The sequence below is a fragment of the Rhodanobacter sp. FDAARGOS 1247 genome, from assembly GCF_016889805.1.
GTDB lineage: Bacteria > Pseudomonadota > Gammaproteobacteria > Xanthomonadales > Rhodanobacteraceae > Rhodanobacter.
The window spans coordinates 1,539,172-1,555,480 of the sequence record NZ_CP069535.1 but is presented as its reverse complement, the minus strand read 5'-3'; the positions used below and the strand labels follow the sequence as shown (position 1 = coordinate 1,555,480).

General features: G+C 65.4%; 16 protein-coding genes. 10 read left to right on the top strand and 6 right to left on the bottom strand.

Going from position 1 to position 16,309, the window contains the following annotated elements; translation table 11 throughout:
• Positions 1 to 21: 21 nt before the first annotated feature.
• Together I6J77_RS07015 and I6J77_RS07010 are read right to left on the bottom strand one after the other, a co-directional pair.
• A complete protein-coding gene (locus I6J77_RS07015) occupies positions 22 to 747 on the bottom strand; it encodes a hypothetical protein (protein ID WP_204111084.1) in 726 nt (241 codons plus the stop codon).
• A complete protein-coding gene (locus I6J77_RS07010) occupies positions 747 to 1,967 on the bottom strand; it encodes a DUF6861 domain-containing protein (protein ID WP_204111083.1) in 1,221 nt (406 codons plus the stop codon). Before I6J77_RS07010 ends, I6J77_RS07015 begins: the two co-directional genes overlap by 1 nt.
• A 167-nt stretch (positions 1,968 to 2,134) precedes the next feature.
• On the opposite strand from I6J77_RS07010, the gene I6J77_RS07005 reads away from it, so the two are divergent.
• The 3 genes from I6J77_RS07005 to I6J77_RS06995 all read left to right on the top strand — a co-directional run bounded on the left by I6J77_RS07005 (position 2,135) and on the right by I6J77_RS06995 (position 6,438).
• On the top strand, positions 2,135 to 3,886 hold the full coding sequence (locus tag I6J77_RS07005; RefSeq protein ID WP_204111082.1) for a class I SAM-dependent DNA methyltransferase: 1,752 nt from the start codon (positions 2,135 to 2,137) through the stop codon (positions 3,884 to 3,886).
• 94 nt (positions 3,887 to 3,980) lie between these two features.
• Positions 3,981 to 5,870, top strand: a complete 1,890-nt coding sequence (gene parE, locus I6J77_RS07000; RefSeq protein WP_204111081.1) for a DNA topoisomerase IV subunit B — start codon at positions 3,981 to 3,983, stop codon at positions 5,868 to 5,870.
• Positions 5,871 to 5,916: 46 nt separating this feature from the next.
• Positions 5,917 to 6,438 carry a 3-hydroxyanthranilate 3,4-dioxygenase gene (locus tag I6J77_RS06995; RefSeq protein WP_204111080.1) on the top strand — a complete coding sequence of 174 codons (522 nt, stop codon included), beginning with the start codon at positions 5,917 to 5,919 and terminating at the stop codon, positions 6,436 to 6,438.
• 6 nt (positions 6,439 to 6,444) lie between these two features.
• Here I6J77_RS06995 and I6J77_RS06990 read toward each other — a convergent pair whose 3' ends face one another.
• The gene (locus I6J77_RS06990) at positions 6,445 to 6,993 is read right to left on the bottom strand and encodes an NUDIX hydrolase (RefSeq protein WP_204111079.1); all 549 of its coding nucleotides are present in this window, start codon (positions 6,991 to 6,993) and stop codon (positions 6,445 to 6,447) included.
• 177 nt (positions 6,994 to 7,170) lie between these two features.
• Between I6J77_RS06990 and I6J77_RS06985 the strand changes: the two genes are divergently transcribed.
• Positions 7,171 to 8,700 (top strand): amino acid permease, encoded by a 1,530-nt coding sequence (locus tag I6J77_RS06985; protein ID WP_204111078.1) that lies wholly within the window; start codon positions 7,171 to 7,173, stop codon positions 8,698 to 8,700.
• Positions 8,701 to 8,789: 89 nt separating this feature from the next.
• A complete protein-coding gene (locus I6J77_RS06980) occupies positions 8,790 to 10,250 on the top strand; it encodes an amino acid permease (RefSeq protein WP_204111077.1) in 1,461 nt (486 codons plus the stop codon).
• 410 nt (positions 10,251 to 10,660) lie between these two features.
• Here the strand turns inward: I6J77_RS06980 and I6J77_RS06975 are convergent, their stop codons facing one another.
• On the bottom strand, positions 10,661 to 10,993 hold the full coding sequence (locus I6J77_RS06975) for a high-potential iron-sulfur protein (RefSeq protein WP_056718783.1): 333 nt from the start codon (positions 10,991 to 10,993) through the stop codon (positions 10,661 to 10,663).
• 164 nt (positions 10,994 to 11,157) lie between these two features.
• Here I6J77_RS06975 and I6J77_RS06970 point away from each other — a divergent pair, with 164 nt between their 5' ends.
• From I6J77_RS06970 to I6J77_RS06955, 4 genes are read left to right on the top strand one after another with little or no spacing between them, the layout of a single operon-like run.
• Complete coding sequence (locus I6J77_RS06970) at positions 11,158 to 11,808, top strand: methylthioribulose 1-phosphate dehydratase (RefSeq protein ID WP_204111076.1); 651 nt, start codon at positions 11,158 to 11,160, stop codon at positions 11,806 to 11,808.
• Positions 11,805 to 12,356 carry an acireductone dioxygenase gene (locus I6J77_RS06965; protein ID WP_204111075.1) on the top strand — a complete coding sequence of 184 codons (552 nt, stop codon included), beginning with the start codon at positions 11,805 to 11,807 and terminating at the stop codon, positions 12,354 to 12,356. The genes I6J77_RS06970 and I6J77_RS06965 overlap by 4 nt, the downstream gene beginning before the upstream one ends.
• Before the next feature lie 53 nt (positions 12,357 to 12,409).
• Positions 12,410 to 13,096 carry an acireductone synthase gene (gene mtnC, locus I6J77_RS06960; RefSeq protein ID WP_204111074.1) on the top strand — a complete coding sequence of 229 codons (687 nt, stop codon included), beginning with the start codon at positions 12,410 to 12,412 and terminating at the stop codon, positions 13,094 to 13,096.
• A 19-nt stretch (positions 13,097 to 13,115) separates the two neighbouring features.
• Complete coding sequence (locus I6J77_RS06955; RefSeq protein WP_204111073.1) at positions 13,116 to 14,129, top strand: C13 family peptidase; 1,014 nt, start codon at positions 13,116 to 13,118, stop codon at positions 14,127 to 14,129.
• 9 nt (positions 14,130 to 14,138) lie between these two features.
• On the opposite strand, the gene I6J77_RS06950 is transcribed toward I6J77_RS06955, so the two are convergent.
• The gene (locus I6J77_RS06950) at positions 14,139 to 14,546 is read right to left on the bottom strand and encodes a DUF6326 family protein (RefSeq protein WP_204111072.1); all 408 of its coding nucleotides are present in this window, start codon (positions 14,544 to 14,546) and stop codon (positions 14,139 to 14,141) included.
• Positions 14,543 to 15,247 (bottom strand): DUF4386 domain-containing protein, encoded by a 705-nt coding sequence (locus I6J77_RS06945; protein WP_204111071.1) that lies wholly within the window; start codon positions 15,245 to 15,247, stop codon positions 14,543 to 14,545. Before I6J77_RS06945 ends, I6J77_RS06950 begins: the two co-directional genes overlap by 4 nt.
• 243 nt (positions 15,248 to 15,490) lie before the next feature.
• On the opposite strand from I6J77_RS06945, the gene I6J77_RS06940 reads away from it, so the two are divergent.
• Entirely contained in the window at positions 15,491 to 16,309 is an 819-nt protein-coding gene (locus I6J77_RS06940) for an MliC family protein (protein WP_204111070.1), read from the top strand.

Genomic DNA, 16,309 nt, shown 5'->3' with positions numbered 1-16,309 from the left:
ACGCCAAATCGGTATCCGGCATCACTCGAACAACAATTTTCGCAAACGATCCTGGGTTGGCCCGCTGCTTTCGTCATTGAAAGGCGTTTCCGCGGCAACCATACGCAGTACGCCATGACGCATCTCGCTGGTTCGAAAGTCGGAGCACGCGAGCAATTTGTCCCGTCGAAACGTACCCCTGAGTGCCCAGAAACGGGGACCAAACCACATGACATGACCGACCATTTCGACGTAACCGCCTTTGAGGCTTCTTCGTCCAGGGTTGCCGGACGTATCGACGACCAGCTTTTGCAGCGGCGCAGGCAATCCGTTCGAAATCATCGGCAAGCCCGCCATACTCCTGCCTGCAACCTGATACTGAAGCGGATCTGCCGCGTTCTGCCAGAACGAATAGTCACTGTTTACGAGGCACGCCTGAACAAACCCTTCGCAGCCAAGCAAGGAGCCCACGACTTCCTGCCAGGCGGCAAGCGGGCAAGGTTCACCCATGCTGACCGTCACTGACTGCAGTTGAAACGCACGCATGGTCGAAAAGTGAATCGATACAGCGTCCGCCCCGATCTTGAAGGACGGCTTTCCCTCCATCGCAATCCTGCCGATGGCAGCCTGGGCTGGCATCGGCTCTTCGTAAAGCGTGACCGACTTGTCTCGCAGATGCAGGGCACCGATGAGTCGGTTGGCTGCATCGTCGGCAGCGAGCGAATCCATCGCAAAGATCAGCTCGACTTGCTCAGCGTTTTTGTTCATCAATTGAATTCCTTGACTATGACCGTGACGCCTTGGCGCTGACCGTAATCGATAAGCCCGGATGCCGCTTGCGCACCGCCGGGCTGAACCCGCAGATCGAGCACCATGTTCGCCGGTTGGCCGTCAACCGTGGCACCGTTGGTGGCGAGATCATCGATGTGGCTTTCCAGCCGTCCCAGCCATGAGGCACCTGTGGTGTCCACCGTTTTCAGGCTGACCAGCGTATCTCCTTGCTGAAAGTCCACCAGCGGAAAGTAGCCTCCCCGCTCAGCGCCCACGCGATACCAGCCATTGGCCGGACTGTATTCGGATTTCGCCAATCGGGATTCAATCGCGATTCCGCGCTCCCCGGGAGGCATGTCCCATACGCTTTTCTCCGTCCTTGTTTCCGGCTTTGGCGCCTCTCTTGTATTCCTTGGTGGAGCGTTTCGCCGAACGCGCGCGAAATCATCGGACGATTGCTCTCTCGCAGGCCTTGCTGTCGTCGACTCCTGACGGACAGGCCGCAACCGCGGGTCTGCCCTGAGCTTCGACTCATTTCGCAACAACCATTCGCCGAACTTGCGCCCCAAACGACCATTGCTGGCCTTTTCGGCGAGTTCCCGCATGCTGCCGCGCCCCTTGCTGACGTAAGCGACAATCGCCATCAACAACAGGACGAACATTGCCACGTGACCGCGGGCAAGCAGGCTGGCCGCATGCCGGATGGCGAAGGCATTGATGTGCGGTTGCCCCTGGGGCAACGGTGGCGGAGCAGCGGCCAGCCACGCTTCGCGAATACCGCTCCAATAGGTGCGCCCGATGGCTGGCAGGCCTTCCACGACGAATTCGGCCAACGCCTTCAGGCCCAGCACGGCGAGTATCCATTCGCCGGCTTCCGCGCCCAGCGCCGCACCCGCCACCGCACCCGGTGCGGCGCCGGCTCCGAAACCGCCGAAAAATCCCGCGACGCCACCGAGCAGCGCGCCGATGCCGGTGGTTGCGACCATGATCGCCAGGCATTCGGCCAGCAAGCGGGCGATCTCCCGGGCGATCGCGGCGACATCCAGATCATGAAAGTCGTGTTCGATCTGTTCGGCAGCCTGATGAGCCGATTGCGTCAATGCCTCCCTGAGGCAGAAGCTGCGCGCCGCGATCAGGATGGCATCACCCCTTACCGCAGAAACGCGGCGAGCAGCCCAGCGTTCCAGCTCGATCCATGCGCCCTGCAGTCCCGTCATCTTCCCTGATCCCCGGTCGACAAATCTCCATCGAGGCCAGAGGATAACGGGCACTCATGCCTGCCGGCGTGACATGCGTCATCCTTGTGTGACGCCGCGCACGGCGAACCGGGACGTCGCAGGCAGACTTGCGCGCCACGGCGCATCACGACACACAGGCATTGCCGATGGACACGCGCAATATGGACGAGGCTGACGAGCAGCTCATGCAACGCCCGCGCTACGCCGCTGTGGAAACCCGCAAATCCGCGGGCGCCACCTACACGCCGGCGTCCCTCGCCGACTTTGTCGCGCGACAGATGCTGCGCATCGCCACGCTCCCCCGGCGCGGAAGCATACGCGTGCTTGACCCGGCTGCGGGAGACGGCGCCCTGCTCGACGCCTTGCTCACGGCACTGCCGCCAACGCTGCACAAACGGCTGCAGGTGCGCGGCCACGACATCGACCAGGCAGCGCTGGCGCGGGCGAACGAGCGCCTTCGTCGCGATCATCCCGACGTGGACATCCTGCTTGAGCAAGCCGACTTTCTCGACGTGGTCAGCCGCCCGTCCGACAACACGACGACAAAGCGTTTCGACCTGGTCATCGCCAACCCGCCCTACGTGCGCACGCAGATCATGGGCGCGCAACAGGCGCAACAACTGGCGCGACAGTTCGGCCTGACCGGCCGGGTGGATCTGTATTACCCGTTTCTGCTGGGCATCTCGCGGGTACTCAGCGAGGACGGCGTGGCGGGCGTGATCACCTCCAACCGCTTCATGAGCACCCGCTCTGGCCAGGCGGTGCGGCGCGAGCTGTTGTCGCGCTTCCGTTTAACGCAGGTATGGGACATGGGCGACAGCAAGCCGTTCGGCGCCGCGGTATTGCCGGCCGTCCTGCTGGCGCGCGGCGCAAATCCGCACGGTACTGCCGATGCCGCGATCGGCTTTTCCTCGCTCTACGAAACGCGCGAGCCCGCCACGACCGAAGCCGCGGATGCGCTGTCCGCGCTGGCGGCCGGCGATGACGAGGTGGCGGGCCTCGCCGACGGTCGCCGCTTCCGCGTCCGACATGGCGTGCTCGATCATGGCGATACGACGGAGGGTGTCTGGCGCCTGGCCAGCGTGGCTGGCGAGCACTGGCTGGCCACGGTCGCCGCACACACCTGGGCCACGTTCCGCCATATCGGCAAGATCCGCGTGGGCGTAAAATCCACCGCCGACAAGGTCTTCATCCGCGATGACTGGGATGGCCTGCCCGATGGGCGGCCGGAACTGCTGCGCCCCCTGATCACGCGCCACGCCGCGCGCCGGTTCAAGGCCGACATGTCGCCGGCACCATCGCGGCGCCGGGAAATCCTGTATCCCCATGTGGTCGTGAACGGCCGACGCGAAGCTGCCGACCTTGGTCTTTGCCCGAACGCGCGCGCCTATCTGGAACGTCATCGCGACACGCTGGAGGCACGCAGCTACCTCATTGCAGCCGGGCGTCGCTGGTACGAACTGTGGGTTCCGCAGGACCCGGCTGCATGGAGCGCCCCGAAACTGGTCTTTCCGGACATCTCGGAAAAGCCCGTGTTCTGGATGGATACGGAAGGCGGCGTGGTCAACGGCGAGTGCTACTGGCTGCATTGCGAGCGCCAGCACGAGGAGGATCTGCTGTGGCTTGCGCTGGCCGTGGCCAACTCGGGCTTCATCGAGGCGTTCTACGACCACCGCTTCAACAACAAGCTCTACGCTGGCCGCCGACGCTTCATCACCCAGTACGTGGAACAGTTTCCGCTGCCCGATCCGGCCCGCCATGAGTCCGCCGAGGCGGCGGCGCTGGCGCGGCAGATTCACGAGCGGCTGCCCGGCGACGACGTCGAACGGCTGGCTCGCGAACTCGATGCGCGGATCTGGACATTGTTCGGCCTGGCACCGCCAGCGGGGCGGTCCTGATGCCTTCCATGCCGCCGGGCCGAGTCTGCGCGGCTTGACCGTCGCCACCTGCGCACCCCATGCTTTGCCGTCTTTTCTCCATCGAAACACACGCATGAGCAGTCGCTACAACGCCGCCGACATCGAAGTCCTGTCCGGCCTGGACCCGGTGAAACGCCGACCGGGCATGTATACCGACACGACCCGGCCAAACCACCTGGTGCAGGAGGTGGTGGACAACTCGGTGGACGAGGCGCTGGCCGGCCACGCCAGTGCGATCGAGGTGGTGCTGCACGCCGATGGCTCGGTGTCGGTAAGCGACGACGGCCGCGGCATGCCGGTGGACATCCATCCCGAGGAGGGCGTGTCGGGCGTCGAGCTGATCATGACCCGGCTGCACGCGGGCGGTAAGTTCAGCGGCAAGAACTACAGCTTTTCCGGCGGCCTGCACGGCGTGGGCGTGTCGGTGGTCAACGCGTTGTCCGATCGGGTGGAAGTCACCATCCGGCGCGACGGTTCCGAGTACGCGATGGCGTTCGAGCACGGCGACAAGGTCAGCCCGCTGGAAGTGATCGGCACGGTCGGCAAGAAGCGTACTGGCACCACCCTGCACTTCTGGCCCGAGGCGAAATACTTCGACTCGCCCAAGGTGTCGCTGGGCAAGCTCAAGCACCTGTTGCGGGCCAAGGCCGTGCTGTGCGCCGGCCTCAACATGAAGCTCACCGACGAAGCCAGCGGCGAGGTCATCGAGTGGCATTACGAGGACGGCCTGCGCGACTACCTGCGCGGCGAGCTCGAAGGCAATGAAGCCCTGCCCAACGACTTGTTCGTGCACCAGATGGCGCGCGATGCCGAAGGCATGGAAGTCGCCCTGGCCTGGCTGCCCGAAGGCGAGCTGGTGCAGGAAAGCTACGTCAACCTGATTCCCACTGCCCAGGGCGGCACCCACGTCAATGGCCTGCGCACCGGCCTGACCACCGCGATCCGCGAGTTCTGCGACATCCGCAACCTGCTGCCGCGCGGCGTGAAGCTGGCGCCGGAAGACGTGTGGGAGCGCATCGCCTTCGTGCTGTCCGCCCGCCTGCAGGACCCGCAGTTCGCCGGCCAGACCAAGGAGCGGCTGTCCTCGCGCCAGGCCGCCGGGATGATCGAGAACGTCATCCACGACGCCTTCAGCCTGTGGCTGAACCAGAACGTGGGCACCGGCGAACGCATCGCCCAGCTGGCGATCGAGCGCGCCAGCGCACGACTGAAAGCCGCCAAGCAGATCGTGCGCAAGAAGATCACCCAGGGCCCGCAACTGCCCGGCAAGCTGGCCGACTGCACCGCCACCGATCTCACCCGCACCGAGCTGTTCCTGGTCGAGGGCGACTCGGCCGGCGGCAGCGCCAAGCAGGCGCGCGACAAGGAGTTCCAGGCGATCCTGCCGCTGCGCGGCAAGATCCTCAACACCTGGGAAGTCGAATCGACCTCGGTGCTGGCGTCCGAGGAAGTGCACAACCTCGCCGTGGCGATCGGCTGCGATCCGGGCAAGGATGACCTGTCCGGCCTGCGCTACGGCAAGGTGGTGATCCTGGCCGATGCGGACTCCGATGGCCTGCACATCGCCACCCTGCTTTCGGCGCTGTTCCTGCGGCACTTCCCGAGGCTGGTCAGCGAAGGCCACGTGTTCGTGGCGATGCCGCCGCTGTTCCGCGTCGACGTGGGCAAGCAGGTGTTCTACTGCCTCGACGAGGGCGAGAAGGAAGCGATGCTGCAGCGGATCGAGCGCGAGAAGATGAAGGGCGCGGTCAGCACCACCCGCTTCAAGGGCCTGGGCGAGATGAATCCGCCGCAGTTGCGCGAATCGACCATCCATCCGGACACGCGCCGGCTGGTGCAGCTGACCATCGGCGACGACGACGGCACGTCGAAACTGATGGACATGTTGCTGGCCAAGAAACGCGCCGGCGATCGCAAGTCGTGGCTGGAGGAGAAGGGCGACCTGGCCACGCTCGAGGTGTGAACCGCATGACGGCGCTAAGATGCACGCATCGCAAGCGAGAAACGCCATGGCCCTGACCCCGCCCATCAACCTGCAGCGCTGGATCGACGAGCACCGTCACCTGCTCAAGCCGCCGGTGGGCAACAAGTGCATCGTCGACGGCGACTTCATCATCATGATCGTGGGCGGGCCCAACGCGCGCACCGACTATCACTACGACGAAGGCCCCGAGTTCTTCTACCAGCTCGAAGGCGAGATCACGCTGAAGGTGCAGGACGACGGCGTGGCCCGCGACATCCCGCTACGCGCCGGCGAAATGTTCTACCTGCCGCCACGCGTGCCGCACTCGCCAAACCGTGCCGCCGGCTCGATCGGCCTGGTGATCGAACGCCGCCGCATCGCGGGCGAGAAGGATGGCCTGATGTGGTTCTGCGAACAGTGCAACCACAAGCTGTACGAGGAGTATTTCACCCTCGACAGCATCGAGAGCGATTTTCCGCCGGTGTTCGAACGCTTCTATCGCTCGATCGACGCGCGCACCTGCAGCGAATGCGGCCACGTCCATCCCGCACCGGAGAAATACGCGTAAGGCCGGTCAGCCCGTTGCCAGCCACTTGCGCGCCATTCGTCGCAACGACGCATCGAGTGTCTCATCGTTCGCCACCTCGCCCACCGGTCGCCAGGCCAGCGCATGCGACTCGGCATTGACCACGAACGACTCGTCCGCTCCCGCCCGCACCACGTAGCGCACGTCGTAGTGCCAGTGCTCGGACTCGTTCGCGCGAGCGGGGATGCGATGTCGATCAATGTCGAAGATGTCGCCTTCGACGCGAAGGCCGGTCAGGCCGGTTTCCTCTTCCGCCTCGCGCAGGGCGACCCGGGCAAGATCCGTGTCGCCATCGGCATGACCGCCCGGCTGCAACCAGCGATCCAGCTTGCGGTGATGCATCAGCAACACGCGCCTGCCGTCGCCGCTGACCAGCCAGGCCGAGCCGGTGAAGTGGCCGGCGACGTTGCTCCGCTCGAATCCATGCGCGTGCGCATGCAGAAAACTTTCGAACTGCGCGACGACCGTGGACTCCCCCTGCCATTGGTCACGGTAGCGCTGGAAAGCTTCGAACATGATGATGATCGGTTGCTGCATGGATGTCCCGCGATGAGTCGAACGACTGCCTGAAAGCCGGTCGCGGCATGTTTCGCCGCAACATGAGTGGAGCTTGTACAACCTTTGCCGCATGGGCTATGTTGGCCCGCCATTGCCCACCCGTTTCATCCATCCGCCGCAGAGCGGACGCGGGCAAAATCACCTGAGGGGAAGTTGATGATAAAAGGTCTATTTGCCACTCACACGATCGAGGCAATGCCTCACGTGGACGCTGGCGAACCCGTCGAAGGCGGCGCCGAGGGCGAAGTCACTCTCAAGCGCGTACTGACGGCTCGGCATCTGGTGATGCTCGGTATCGGCGCGGTGATCGGCGCCGGCATCTTCGCCATCACCGGCACGGCGGCGGCGCAGTTCGCCGGCCCCGCACTCATTTTCAGCTTTCTGATCGCAGCGTTTGCCTGCGGTCTGGCCGGCATGTGCTACGCGGAGTTCGCCGCGATGCTGCCGGTGTCCGGCAGTGCCTACTCCTACTCCTACGCGACCCTCGGCGAAGTGGTGGCCTGGTTCATCGGCTGGGCGCTGGTGCTCGAATACCTGTTCGCTGCATCGACCGTGGCGGTCGCCTGGTCGGGTTATTTCGGCGAGATGCTGCGAATGCTCAGCTCGATGACGGGCGTGAACTTCACCCTGCCCGCAGCGCTCTCGTCGGCGCCGCTGACCTTCGCCGAAGGCGGTCACAAGCTGGTCTTCACCGGTGCGCTGATCAACCTTCCGGCGATCCTCATCGTCGGCGCGATCAGCTGGCTGTGCTACATGGGCATCACCCAGTCGGCCACGGTCAACGCGATCATCGTGGCGATCAAGGTCACCGTGATCGTGCTGTTCCTGATCGTGATGTTCAACTACATCAATGCCGATCTGTGGCATCCCTTCATCCCGGCGAACGAGGGCGGCTCGAAGTTCGGCTGGAGCGGCATCTATCGCGGCGCCACCTTGGTGTTCTTTGCCTACATCGGCTTCGACGCGGTTTCCACCGCCGCCGGCGAAGCGAAGAACCCCCAGCGCGACATGCCGATCGGCATCCTCGGCTCGTTGTTGATCTGCACCGTGCTGTACATCGCTATGGCCGCGGTCATGACCGGCACCACGCCGTTCCGCATGCTCAACACGCCCGAGCCGGTCGCTACCGCGATCAACTATGTGCTCGGCAATGTCGCCCCCGGCTCCGCCTCCAGCTACCTGCTGGGCTCGCTGAAGGTCCTGGTGGTGTTCGCCGCACTGGCCGGCCTGAGCTCGGTGATCCTGGTGATGCTGATGGGCCAGCCGCGCATCTTCTATTCGATGTCGCGCGACGGACTGCTGCCCAAGGCGCTGGGCAAGCTGCATTCGAAGCACCGCACCCCGTATATCGGCACCATCCTGGTGGGTGTGATCGCCTGCCTCCTGGCCGGCCTGTTCCCGGTGGACGTGCTCGGCGACCTGGTGTCGATGGGCACCCTGCTCGCCTTCGCCACCGTGTGCATCGGCGTGCTGGTGCTGCGTCGTACCCGTCCGGAACTGCCGCGCGCGTTCCGCGTGCCGCTGCCGTGGCTGGTCTGCCCGCTGGGCGCCTTCGCCTGCCTGTTCCTGTTCTGGCAGGCCTTCCAGGTGCGCTGGCCGCTGCTGGTGGGCTGGATCGTCATCGGCTTCCTGGTCTACGCCTTCTACGGCTACCGCAACAGCAAATTGCGCCAGAGCGCGCAGTGACACCCGGCGGCCGGCGCCCACCACGCCGGCCGCTGCGTTTGAGGGGTTCCGTCGACGGAGCCTGATGTCCGCCTTCGAAGACGAATCCCATGCTCAAGCAGTTGCTCGCCCGCAAGACCGATTTCAGCAATGACGACCACGGTCACGGCCCGGGACTGCGCCGCACCCTCGGTCCGTGGGGCATCACCGCGCTGGGCATCGGCGCCGTCATCGGCACCGGCATCTTCGTGGTCACCGGCACGGCGGCGGCGGAACATGCCGGTCCGGCGGTGCTGATCTCCTTCATCATCGCGGCGATCTGCAGCGGCTTCAGCGCGCTGTGCTACGCCGAATTCGCCACGGTGATCCCGATCTCCGGCAGCTCCTATTCGTATGCCTACGCTTCGCTGGGCGAGCTGGCTGCGTGGTTCATCGGCTGGAACATGGTGGCCGAGTACGGCATCTCCGCCTCGGCCGTGGCGGCCAGCTGGACCGGCTATTTCACCAGCCTGCTCGATCACATGGGCCTGCACCTGCCGGTGGCGCTCACCGAGGCGCCGCTGGCGTTCACCGACGGGCGCCTGGTGGTCACCGGCCACCTGTTCAACCTGCCCGCGGTCGCCATCGTGATGGCGCTCACCTGGCTGTGCTACATCGGCATCCGCGAGTCGTCGGGCCTCAACGCGCTGATGGTGCTGGTCAAGGTGGGCCTGATCGTCATCGTCGTGGTGGCCGGCTACCGCTACGTGAACCCGGAGAACTGGCATCCGTTCATTCCGGAACCGCAGGGCGACGGCAAGTACGGCTGGTCCGGCATCATGCGCGGCGCAGCCATGGTGTTCTTCGCCTATATCGGTTTCGAGGCAACCTCGACCGCGGCCCAGGAATGCAAGAATCCGCAGCGCGACCTGCCCTTCGGCATCCTGGTCTCGCTGGTGATCTGCACCGTGTTGTACCTGGCCATGGCCGCGGTGTTGACCGGACTGGTGCCCTACTCCCTGCTCGATACCTCCGAGCCGGTGGTCACCGCAGTGGCCGCCATCCCGCAGCTGGGCTGGCTGCGTCTGGTGGTGGAGATCGGCGCGATGATCGGCCTGTCCTCGGTGATCCTGGTGATGATCATCGCGCAGCCGCGCATCTTCATGATCATGGCCCGCGACGGCATGTTGCCGAAGGTGTTCGCCAAGGTGCATCCGCGCTACCGCACGCCGCACATCAACACCCTGATCACCGGCGCCATGATCGCCCTGCTCGCCGCGGTGTTCCCGCTGGACCTGCTGGCCAACCTCACCTCGATGGGTACGCTGATCGCCTTCTCCGCGGTGTGCGCCGGCGTGCTGATCCTGCGTCACACCTTGCCCGATCTGCCGCGCACGTTCCGCGTGCCGTGGGTCTGGTTCACCTGCCTGGCCGGCGTGGCCAGCTGCTTCGCCCTGCTGTTCAGCCTGGACTGGTTCAACTGGGCCATCCTGGGGATCTGGACCCTGCTCGGCTTCGCCATCTACTTCCTGTACAGCCGCCGGCACAGCGCCTTGCGGCTGGCGGCAGCGGCGGCCGGCACGGAGAGCTGACGTCGGCGATTGGCGCCAAATGTCGCCAAATTTCGATCAATTGCGTCGAAATGACGACTACAGGAAAATTGGCTTTCACGAGGCCTGTCTCACAAATTTTCTGAGAAGTTGAGCGGCAACTCACTGTTTTTGCTTTATTTAACGATAACTTTTCAAGAGAAATCGAGGGGCTGGCCGCCCATTCGGCGAAGTCGGGAGTATCATCGCCAGTCCGCGGGTTGATCACTTGGCAGTGGGCCCCGGATCGCGGCTCGGCTTGTCAGGTGGGTAGCTCCTCAGCCTGACGTGTCCGAGCCGCACTTTTGTCCGGAATCCGCTTCGCGCTTTCGCTCCATGCGGGCGCTCATGAAAAAAGCCGGCGAGAGCCGGCTTTTTTTCATGAGCGATGATGCGACCGCTGATGTGCGCGATCAGGCCTTCTTCGGCGTGTGCGACACACACCAGCCCTTGGCATTCACCGACTTGCCCGGGAACAGCTGGCACGGACCACGGCCGGTCGCGCCACCGGTATAGAACTGGCAATTGGCGCAGTCGTCACCGGCCTTGTACTTCGCGTTCGTCGACTTGCTGGCATCCTCGACATAGCCCAGCGCCTTGGCGGTCGGGTCCGCCTCGGTCACCGGCGGCAGGTCGGCCGCACGCGCAAGGCGCGGCAGGCCGCCGACAACCACGGCCGCAGCGGCGGTTCCGGCGGCAACCTTGAGGAATCGGCGACGCGATTCGATATCTTGTTCTTTCGACATGGGCAAGCCTCCGTCGTAACTATCCGGCGCACCCTGCCCCGGACTCGCGCCGATGTTACGCGCCGCGGGCAAATTTTTCCTGACTTGCGAGAATGGCTCTCATTACAGCCAGGGCGAGAATGGCCGCGTGGTATAGTCGGCCTCCATTTGGACGTCCAAAACGCATGATCCAGACACTTCCGGCCACGATACCTGCCAGCCTGTTCGAGCAGCGTGCCGACGCCATCGTCGAAGCCGCGCGCGAACTGTCGGAGCTCGGCTGGACGCCCGCGACCAGCAGCAATTTCTCGATGCGCGTCGATGAAGCACACGCGGCGATCACGGTGTCGGGCAAGCACAAGGGCCGGCTCGGTCGCGCCGACATCATGCTGATCGACCTGGCCGGCGACGCCGTGGGCACCGATGCGCGTCCCAGTGCGGAAACGGCGCTGCATACCCAGATCTACCGGCGCTGGCCGCAGATGCAGGCCGTGCTGCACACGCATTCGCGCACGCAGAGCGTCGCCTCGCGCCTGTACGCCGATGACGGCGTGATCCGCCTGCAGGGCTGGGAGCTGCAGAAGGCCATCAGCGGCTATCACAGCCATGACAGCGTGCTGGAAATCCCGGTGTTCCCCAACACCCAGCACATGCCCGAACTGGTCGTCCGGGTCGATGCCTGGCTCGATGCGGGCAAGCCCCTGCATGCCTACCTGATCGACGGCCACGGCATCTACACCTGGGGCCGCGACATGGCCGAAACCCGGCGCCACCTGGAAGCGCTGGAGTTCCTGCTGGCCTGCGAACTGGACCTGAAACAGCTGAGGGCATCATGAGCCGACTGCGCATCTTCGACGAAAGCCACCCGCAATCCCCGCTGGCGGTGCTGGACGACCATGCCGCCATCGCCGCCGAACTGGGCAGGATCGGCGTGCGCTTCGAACAGTGGGCCGCCACCCAGCCGATCGTGCCCGGCGCCAGCCAGGACGAGGTGATCGCCGCCTACCGCGGCGACATCGACCGCCTGATGGGCGAGAAGGGCTACCAGGCGGTCGACGTGATCAGCCTCACCCCCGACCACCCCGACCGCGCCACGCTGCGCCAGAAATTCCTCAGCGAACACACCCACAGCGAGGACGAAGTGCGGTTTTTCGTGGCCGGCTCCGGCCAGTTCACCCTGCACGTCGACGGCAAGGTCTACGACATCCTGTGCGAACAGGGCGATCTGATCGGCGTGCCCGACGGCACCCGCCACTGGTTCGACATGAGCGAGTCGCCGTACTTCGTGGCAATCCGGCTGTTCACCAACAAGGAAGGCTGGGTGGCGAACTTCACCGGCGACGACATCGCCGCCGGCTTCCCCCGCATGCAGGCGAAGCAGTAACCAGCCCGCACGCAGACGACGCCCCGCTCCCGCGTATCCCGAATCCCGAATCCATGACCGAAATCCGCGCCATCGTCACCGACATCGAGGGCACCACCAGCTCGATCGACTTCGTCCGCGACGTGCTGTTCCCGTACGCGCGCAAACGCCTGCCGGCTTTCGTCGAAACCCACGGCGACCGGCCCGAAGTGCAGCACTGGCTGCACGAGGCGGCCCGCGAAGCCGGGCTGATCGAGGCCAGTCGCCAGGACATCATCGAATTGCTGCTGGGCTGGATCGACCAGGACCGCAAGTCCACCGCGCTGAAGGCGCTGCAGGGCATGATCTGGAAGGACGGCTACGAGGCCGGCGACTACCGCGCCCACATGTACCCGGAAGTCGCCGCCCGCCTGCGCCAGTGGCGCGCCGACGGCCTGCGCCTGTACGTCTACTCCTCCGGCTCGGTGCCCGCGCAACAGCTGTTCTTCAGGTACAGCGAGGCAGGTGACCTGGGCCCGCTGTTCGCCGGCTACTTCGATACCGAAACCGGACCGAAGCGCGAAGCCGGGTCGTACCGGCGCATCGCCGAGGCGGTCGGCGAACAGCCGCAGCACCTGCTGTTCCTGTCCGACATCGTCGAGGAACTCGACGCCGCCCGCGAGGCAGGTTTCCAGACCGCATGGCTGGTGCGCGAACCGCAGGCATTGCCGGCCACGCCGCGCCACCCGGTCCATCGCGATTTCGGCACGATCGCCGTCTGACCGGGCACGCACGTCCGCCATGCGCAACGCCCTGACCATTCTGCTCGCACTCGCCGCCGGCGTGCTGCTGAACGCGTGGTGGTCAGGCCGGCCCGCCGTCTCGCCGCATGCAGCCGCCACTCCCGCAGCCGCCACTTCGGCCATCCTGCCGCAGGACATGGCGGACCCGGACATGACGGTCGACGATGGCGAGCGCTGGCCCGACCAGGCGCCGACACCGGAGCAGGTGCTCTACGCGCAACCACGGATGATGCGCCAGGCGCTGGCCGAACTCGGCCCGCGCACGCCCGGCAGGCCGAACCTGTACCTGCTGACCTTCGCCGGCGACGGCGGCGAGGACGTGTTCCGCAACGAAGCCGAATACGCCGCCCGGCTGTTCACCCGGCGCTTCGGCCCCGCCACGCACAGCCTGGTGCTGGAGAACAACCCGGCCACCTTGTCCACCCGTCCGCTGGCCAGCTGGAGCAATCTGGAAATGGCGCTCGACGGACTGGGCAAGGCGATGCAGCCCGACGACATCCTGCTGCTCTACGTGACCAGCCACGGCAGCGAGGATCATGAGTTGCTGATCGACATGGACCCGCTGCCGCTGGACCCGATCGGCGCCACCGACCTCGCCGGCATCCTCGCCCTGCATCCGTTCAAATGGAAGGTCGTGGTGATCAACGCCTGCTATTCCGGCGGCTTCCTGCCGCCACTGCGCGGCCCCGGCACGATGGTGCTCACCGCCGCGCGCAGCGATCGCAGCTCGTTCGGCTGCGGCAGCGATTCGGACATCACCTATTTCGGCAAGGCCTGGCTGGTCGATGCGCTGAACCACAGCGACAACTTCGCCGATGCATTCACCCGGGCCCGCAACGATATCGCCGCGTGGGAAAAACAGGACAACCTCACCCCATCCGAACCGCAGATCGATATCGGCAGCGGCATCCGCGACCAGCTGGCGCGGTGGCGCAAGGGCATCACGCCCGGGCCGGCGGTACCGTTCGAACCCGCGGCACCGACGGCGGCCGGCAGCCGCCCGACGCCCTAGCCCGCCGCGTCAGCTCCGCGGCCAGCGCCACGCCATGGCAGCGATCAGCAGCGACAACGCCACCTCGATCACGCCCAGCACGATGTAGAACCACCACGCGCCCGGCATCGTCAGCAGCATGATCGCGGTATAGAACAGGCCCAGCCCGATGTTCAGCCAGCGGCACAGCCGGGGCAGCAGCAGCAGCGACAGGAACACCATCAGCCCCGGCACGGCCAGCAGCAGGGCGGTGCCGACCAGGGTCGCCTCGCTCACCGGACCGACCGGCCCTTTTCCGCCCAGCATGCCCTGCAACTTGCCCGGCACGTAGAGGCCGAAGTAGTCGCCGTAGATGTAGCAGAACATCAGCGCCGTCCACAGCGCCGACAGCTTGAAGCGCACGTGCAACTTGATGTCGACCAGGGATGTGGCGCTCATGTCGCACTCCTCGGTTGAGCTTGTGCATCACCTGCCCGCACGCCCATCAGCAGCAGCCACAGGCAGGTGCCGATCTCGCCCAGGGCTGCCGGCAGGTGGACGTAGTTGGAAAACGCCGTGTCTGCATATCCCGGCAGCAACAAGTCGGCAAACACGTCCACCAGGTAGCCGATACCGCCCAGCATCAGCAGCAAGCCAGCCAGGCGTGGCAGCATGCCGCTGGTGAACACGAGATAGCCGAACGGCAACAGCCACAGCCCCCAGAACAGGCTGGCCACGAAAATGGCGTGGCCATACGACTTCAGGGCAAGCAATGCCAGCGGCGTCATCGTCTCCATCGGCAAGCCATGGCCATCGGTCAACAGCCACAGTGCATCGAGTCGATGCATCACCCCGATCAGGGCGATCGGCACGGCCGTGATCGCCAGCGCGACCATCGCGACGGCCGCGCGCTGGTGAACGCGATGAAGCAGGCGAAACAGCAACAGCGGCAGCAGCAGGAAGGCCACCTGTTCGATCATGAAGGAGACGATGCCCGCGCGGAACAAGGTTTCGTGCGCCACGATATTGGCCAGCATGGCCGGCGGATCGCCTGGCGCAGCAAGCCTGCCCGGCACATAGCCCAGGCTGAAGAAGCCGGTCACGACCACCACCAGATAGACCAGCCCCGCACAGCGGGCCAGCCGGTTTTCGTCCGTCATGTGAAACCCCCGCGATCCATCACCCCGCCTTGCGGCGTCCTCCCGGCAGTGTCGATGCTGCGAGATCGTCCTTTGAGTGCCGGAAGTAACGCGGTGATCGCCAGGCTCTGACAAGAGCTTCGCGATCCGGGTGTTAACGTCGTCGACCGTCTTCCAGGGAACCCGGCAATGAAAAGACCCACTGCAAACAGGATTCCTGCCGCGGCAGGCCGTCGTCTGCCGGGAGCCGCTCCGGCCTGGGCGATGTTGCGTACGTTCCCGATCGCCGCCCTGGCGCTGACGCTGATGGCCTGTACTTCGCAGCCGCCGCAGACCGACGCCACCCGGGCCGACGCGGCCCCGCCAGGGGCGGCCAATGCGCGGATCATTGCCTGTGCGCCCTCGCAACTCGCCCTCACCCTCGATTCCGCTGGCGGGCGTTTCAACGGCATGTCGCATTCGGGCACGATGCTGGTCCTGCGCAATACCGGCGCGGCCGCCTGCACGATCCCTGCGCGCCCGCTACCGAGCTTCGCGGATTCAGGCGGGCAGACGCTGAACATCGTGGCGCAAACTCCGACCGGGCCGGATGCCGCCTCGCATTCCCCGATCGCGCTCGCGCCGGGCGCGGTCGTCACCAGCGACATGCGCTGGGTGTCGGGCGACGTCTACGACAACGGCCATTGCGAAGCACCGGCGCGGCTCACGCTCGCGCTCGACCAGCAGCGGATTTCCACCGCGTTCACCGGCCGCCTGTGCGGCGCCGGTGGCCAACCGTCCACTTACGCGTTGAGCCCGTTCACGCCCGTCGCGGCGCCCGTGTCCACTACGGCCAAGCCGATGGCTTATGCCTGCGATGACGGACGCACCGTGCAAGCCGTCTATCCCGACACCGATACCGCGACACTCACCTTCGACGGCCGGACCCACCATTTGCACATCGCCGTTTCCGCCAGCGGCGCGCGCTACGTGGACGATCACTGGCAATGGTGGAGCAAGGGCATGCACGACGCCTGGCTCGCCAAGCTCAAGCCCGGCGAAAGCATCGCATCAGCCCGCGGCGTCCACTGCGCATTCCCGTGA

What these genes read in the sequence shown, in the direction of transcription:
- mtnC (WP_204111074.1), top strand. Translation starts at nt 12,410, where the DNA reads ATGACCGAAATCCGCGCCATCGTCACCGACATCGAGGGCACCACCAGC.
- parE (WP_204111081.1), top strand. Translation starts at nt 3,981, where the DNA reads ATGAGCAGTCGCTACAACGCCGCCGACATCGAAGTCCTGTCCGGCCTG.
- I6J77_RS06940 (WP_204111070.1), top strand. Translation starts at nt 15,491, where the DNA reads ATGTTGCGTACGTTCCCGATCGCCGCCCTGGCGCTGACGCTGATGGCC.
- I6J77_RS06990 (WP_204111079.1), bottom strand. Translation starts at nt 6,993, where the DNA reads ATGCAGCAACCGATCATCATCATGTTCGAAGCTTTCCAGCGCTACCGT.
- I6J77_RS06945 (WP_204111071.1), bottom strand. Translation starts at nt 15,247, where the DNA reads ATGACGGACGAAAACCGGCTGGCCCGCTGTGCGGGGCTGGTCTATCTG.
- I6J77_RS07005 (WP_204111082.1), top strand. Translation starts at nt 2,135, where the DNA reads ATGGACACGCGCAATATGGACGAGGCTGACGAGCAGCTCATGCAACGC.
- I6J77_RS06980 (WP_204111077.1), top strand. Translation starts at nt 8,790, where the DNA reads ATGCTCAAGCAGTTGCTCGCCCGCAAGACCGATTTCAGCAATGACGAC.
- I6J77_RS06995 (WP_204111080.1), top strand. Translation starts at nt 5,917, where the DNA reads ATGGCCCTGACCCCGCCCATCAACCTGCAGCGCTGGATCGACGAGCAC.
- I6J77_RS07015 (WP_204111084.1), bottom strand. Translation starts at nt 747, where the DNA reads ATGAACAAAAACGCTGAGCAAGTCGAGCTGATCTTTGCGATGGATTCG.
- I6J77_RS07010 (WP_204111083.1), bottom strand. Translation starts at nt 1,967, where the DNA reads ATGACGGGACTGCAGGGCGCATGGATCGAGCTGGAACGCTGGGCTGCT.
- I6J77_RS06975 (WP_056718783.1), bottom strand. Translation starts at nt 10,993, where the DNA reads ATGTCGAAAGAACAAGATATCGAATCGCGTCGCCGATTCCTCAAGGTT.
- I6J77_RS06965 (WP_204111075.1), top strand. Translation starts at nt 11,805, where the DNA reads ATGAGCCGACTGCGCATCTTCGACGAAAGCCACCCGCAATCCCCGCTG.
- I6J77_RS06970 (WP_204111076.1), top strand. Translation starts at nt 11,158, where the DNA reads ATGATCCAGACACTTCCGGCCACGATACCTGCCAGCCTGTTCGAGCAG.
- I6J77_RS06985 (WP_204111078.1), top strand. Translation starts at nt 7,171, where the DNA reads ATGATAAAAGGTCTATTTGCCACTCACACGATCGAGGCAATGCCTCAC.
- I6J77_RS06950 (WP_204111072.1), bottom strand. Translation starts at nt 14,546, where the DNA reads ATGAGCGCCACATCCCTGGTCGACATCAAGTTGCACGTGCGCTTCAAG.
- I6J77_RS06955 (WP_204111073.1), top strand. Translation starts at nt 13,116, where the DNA reads ATGCGCAACGCCCTGACCATTCTGCTCGCACTCGCCGCCGGCGTGCTG.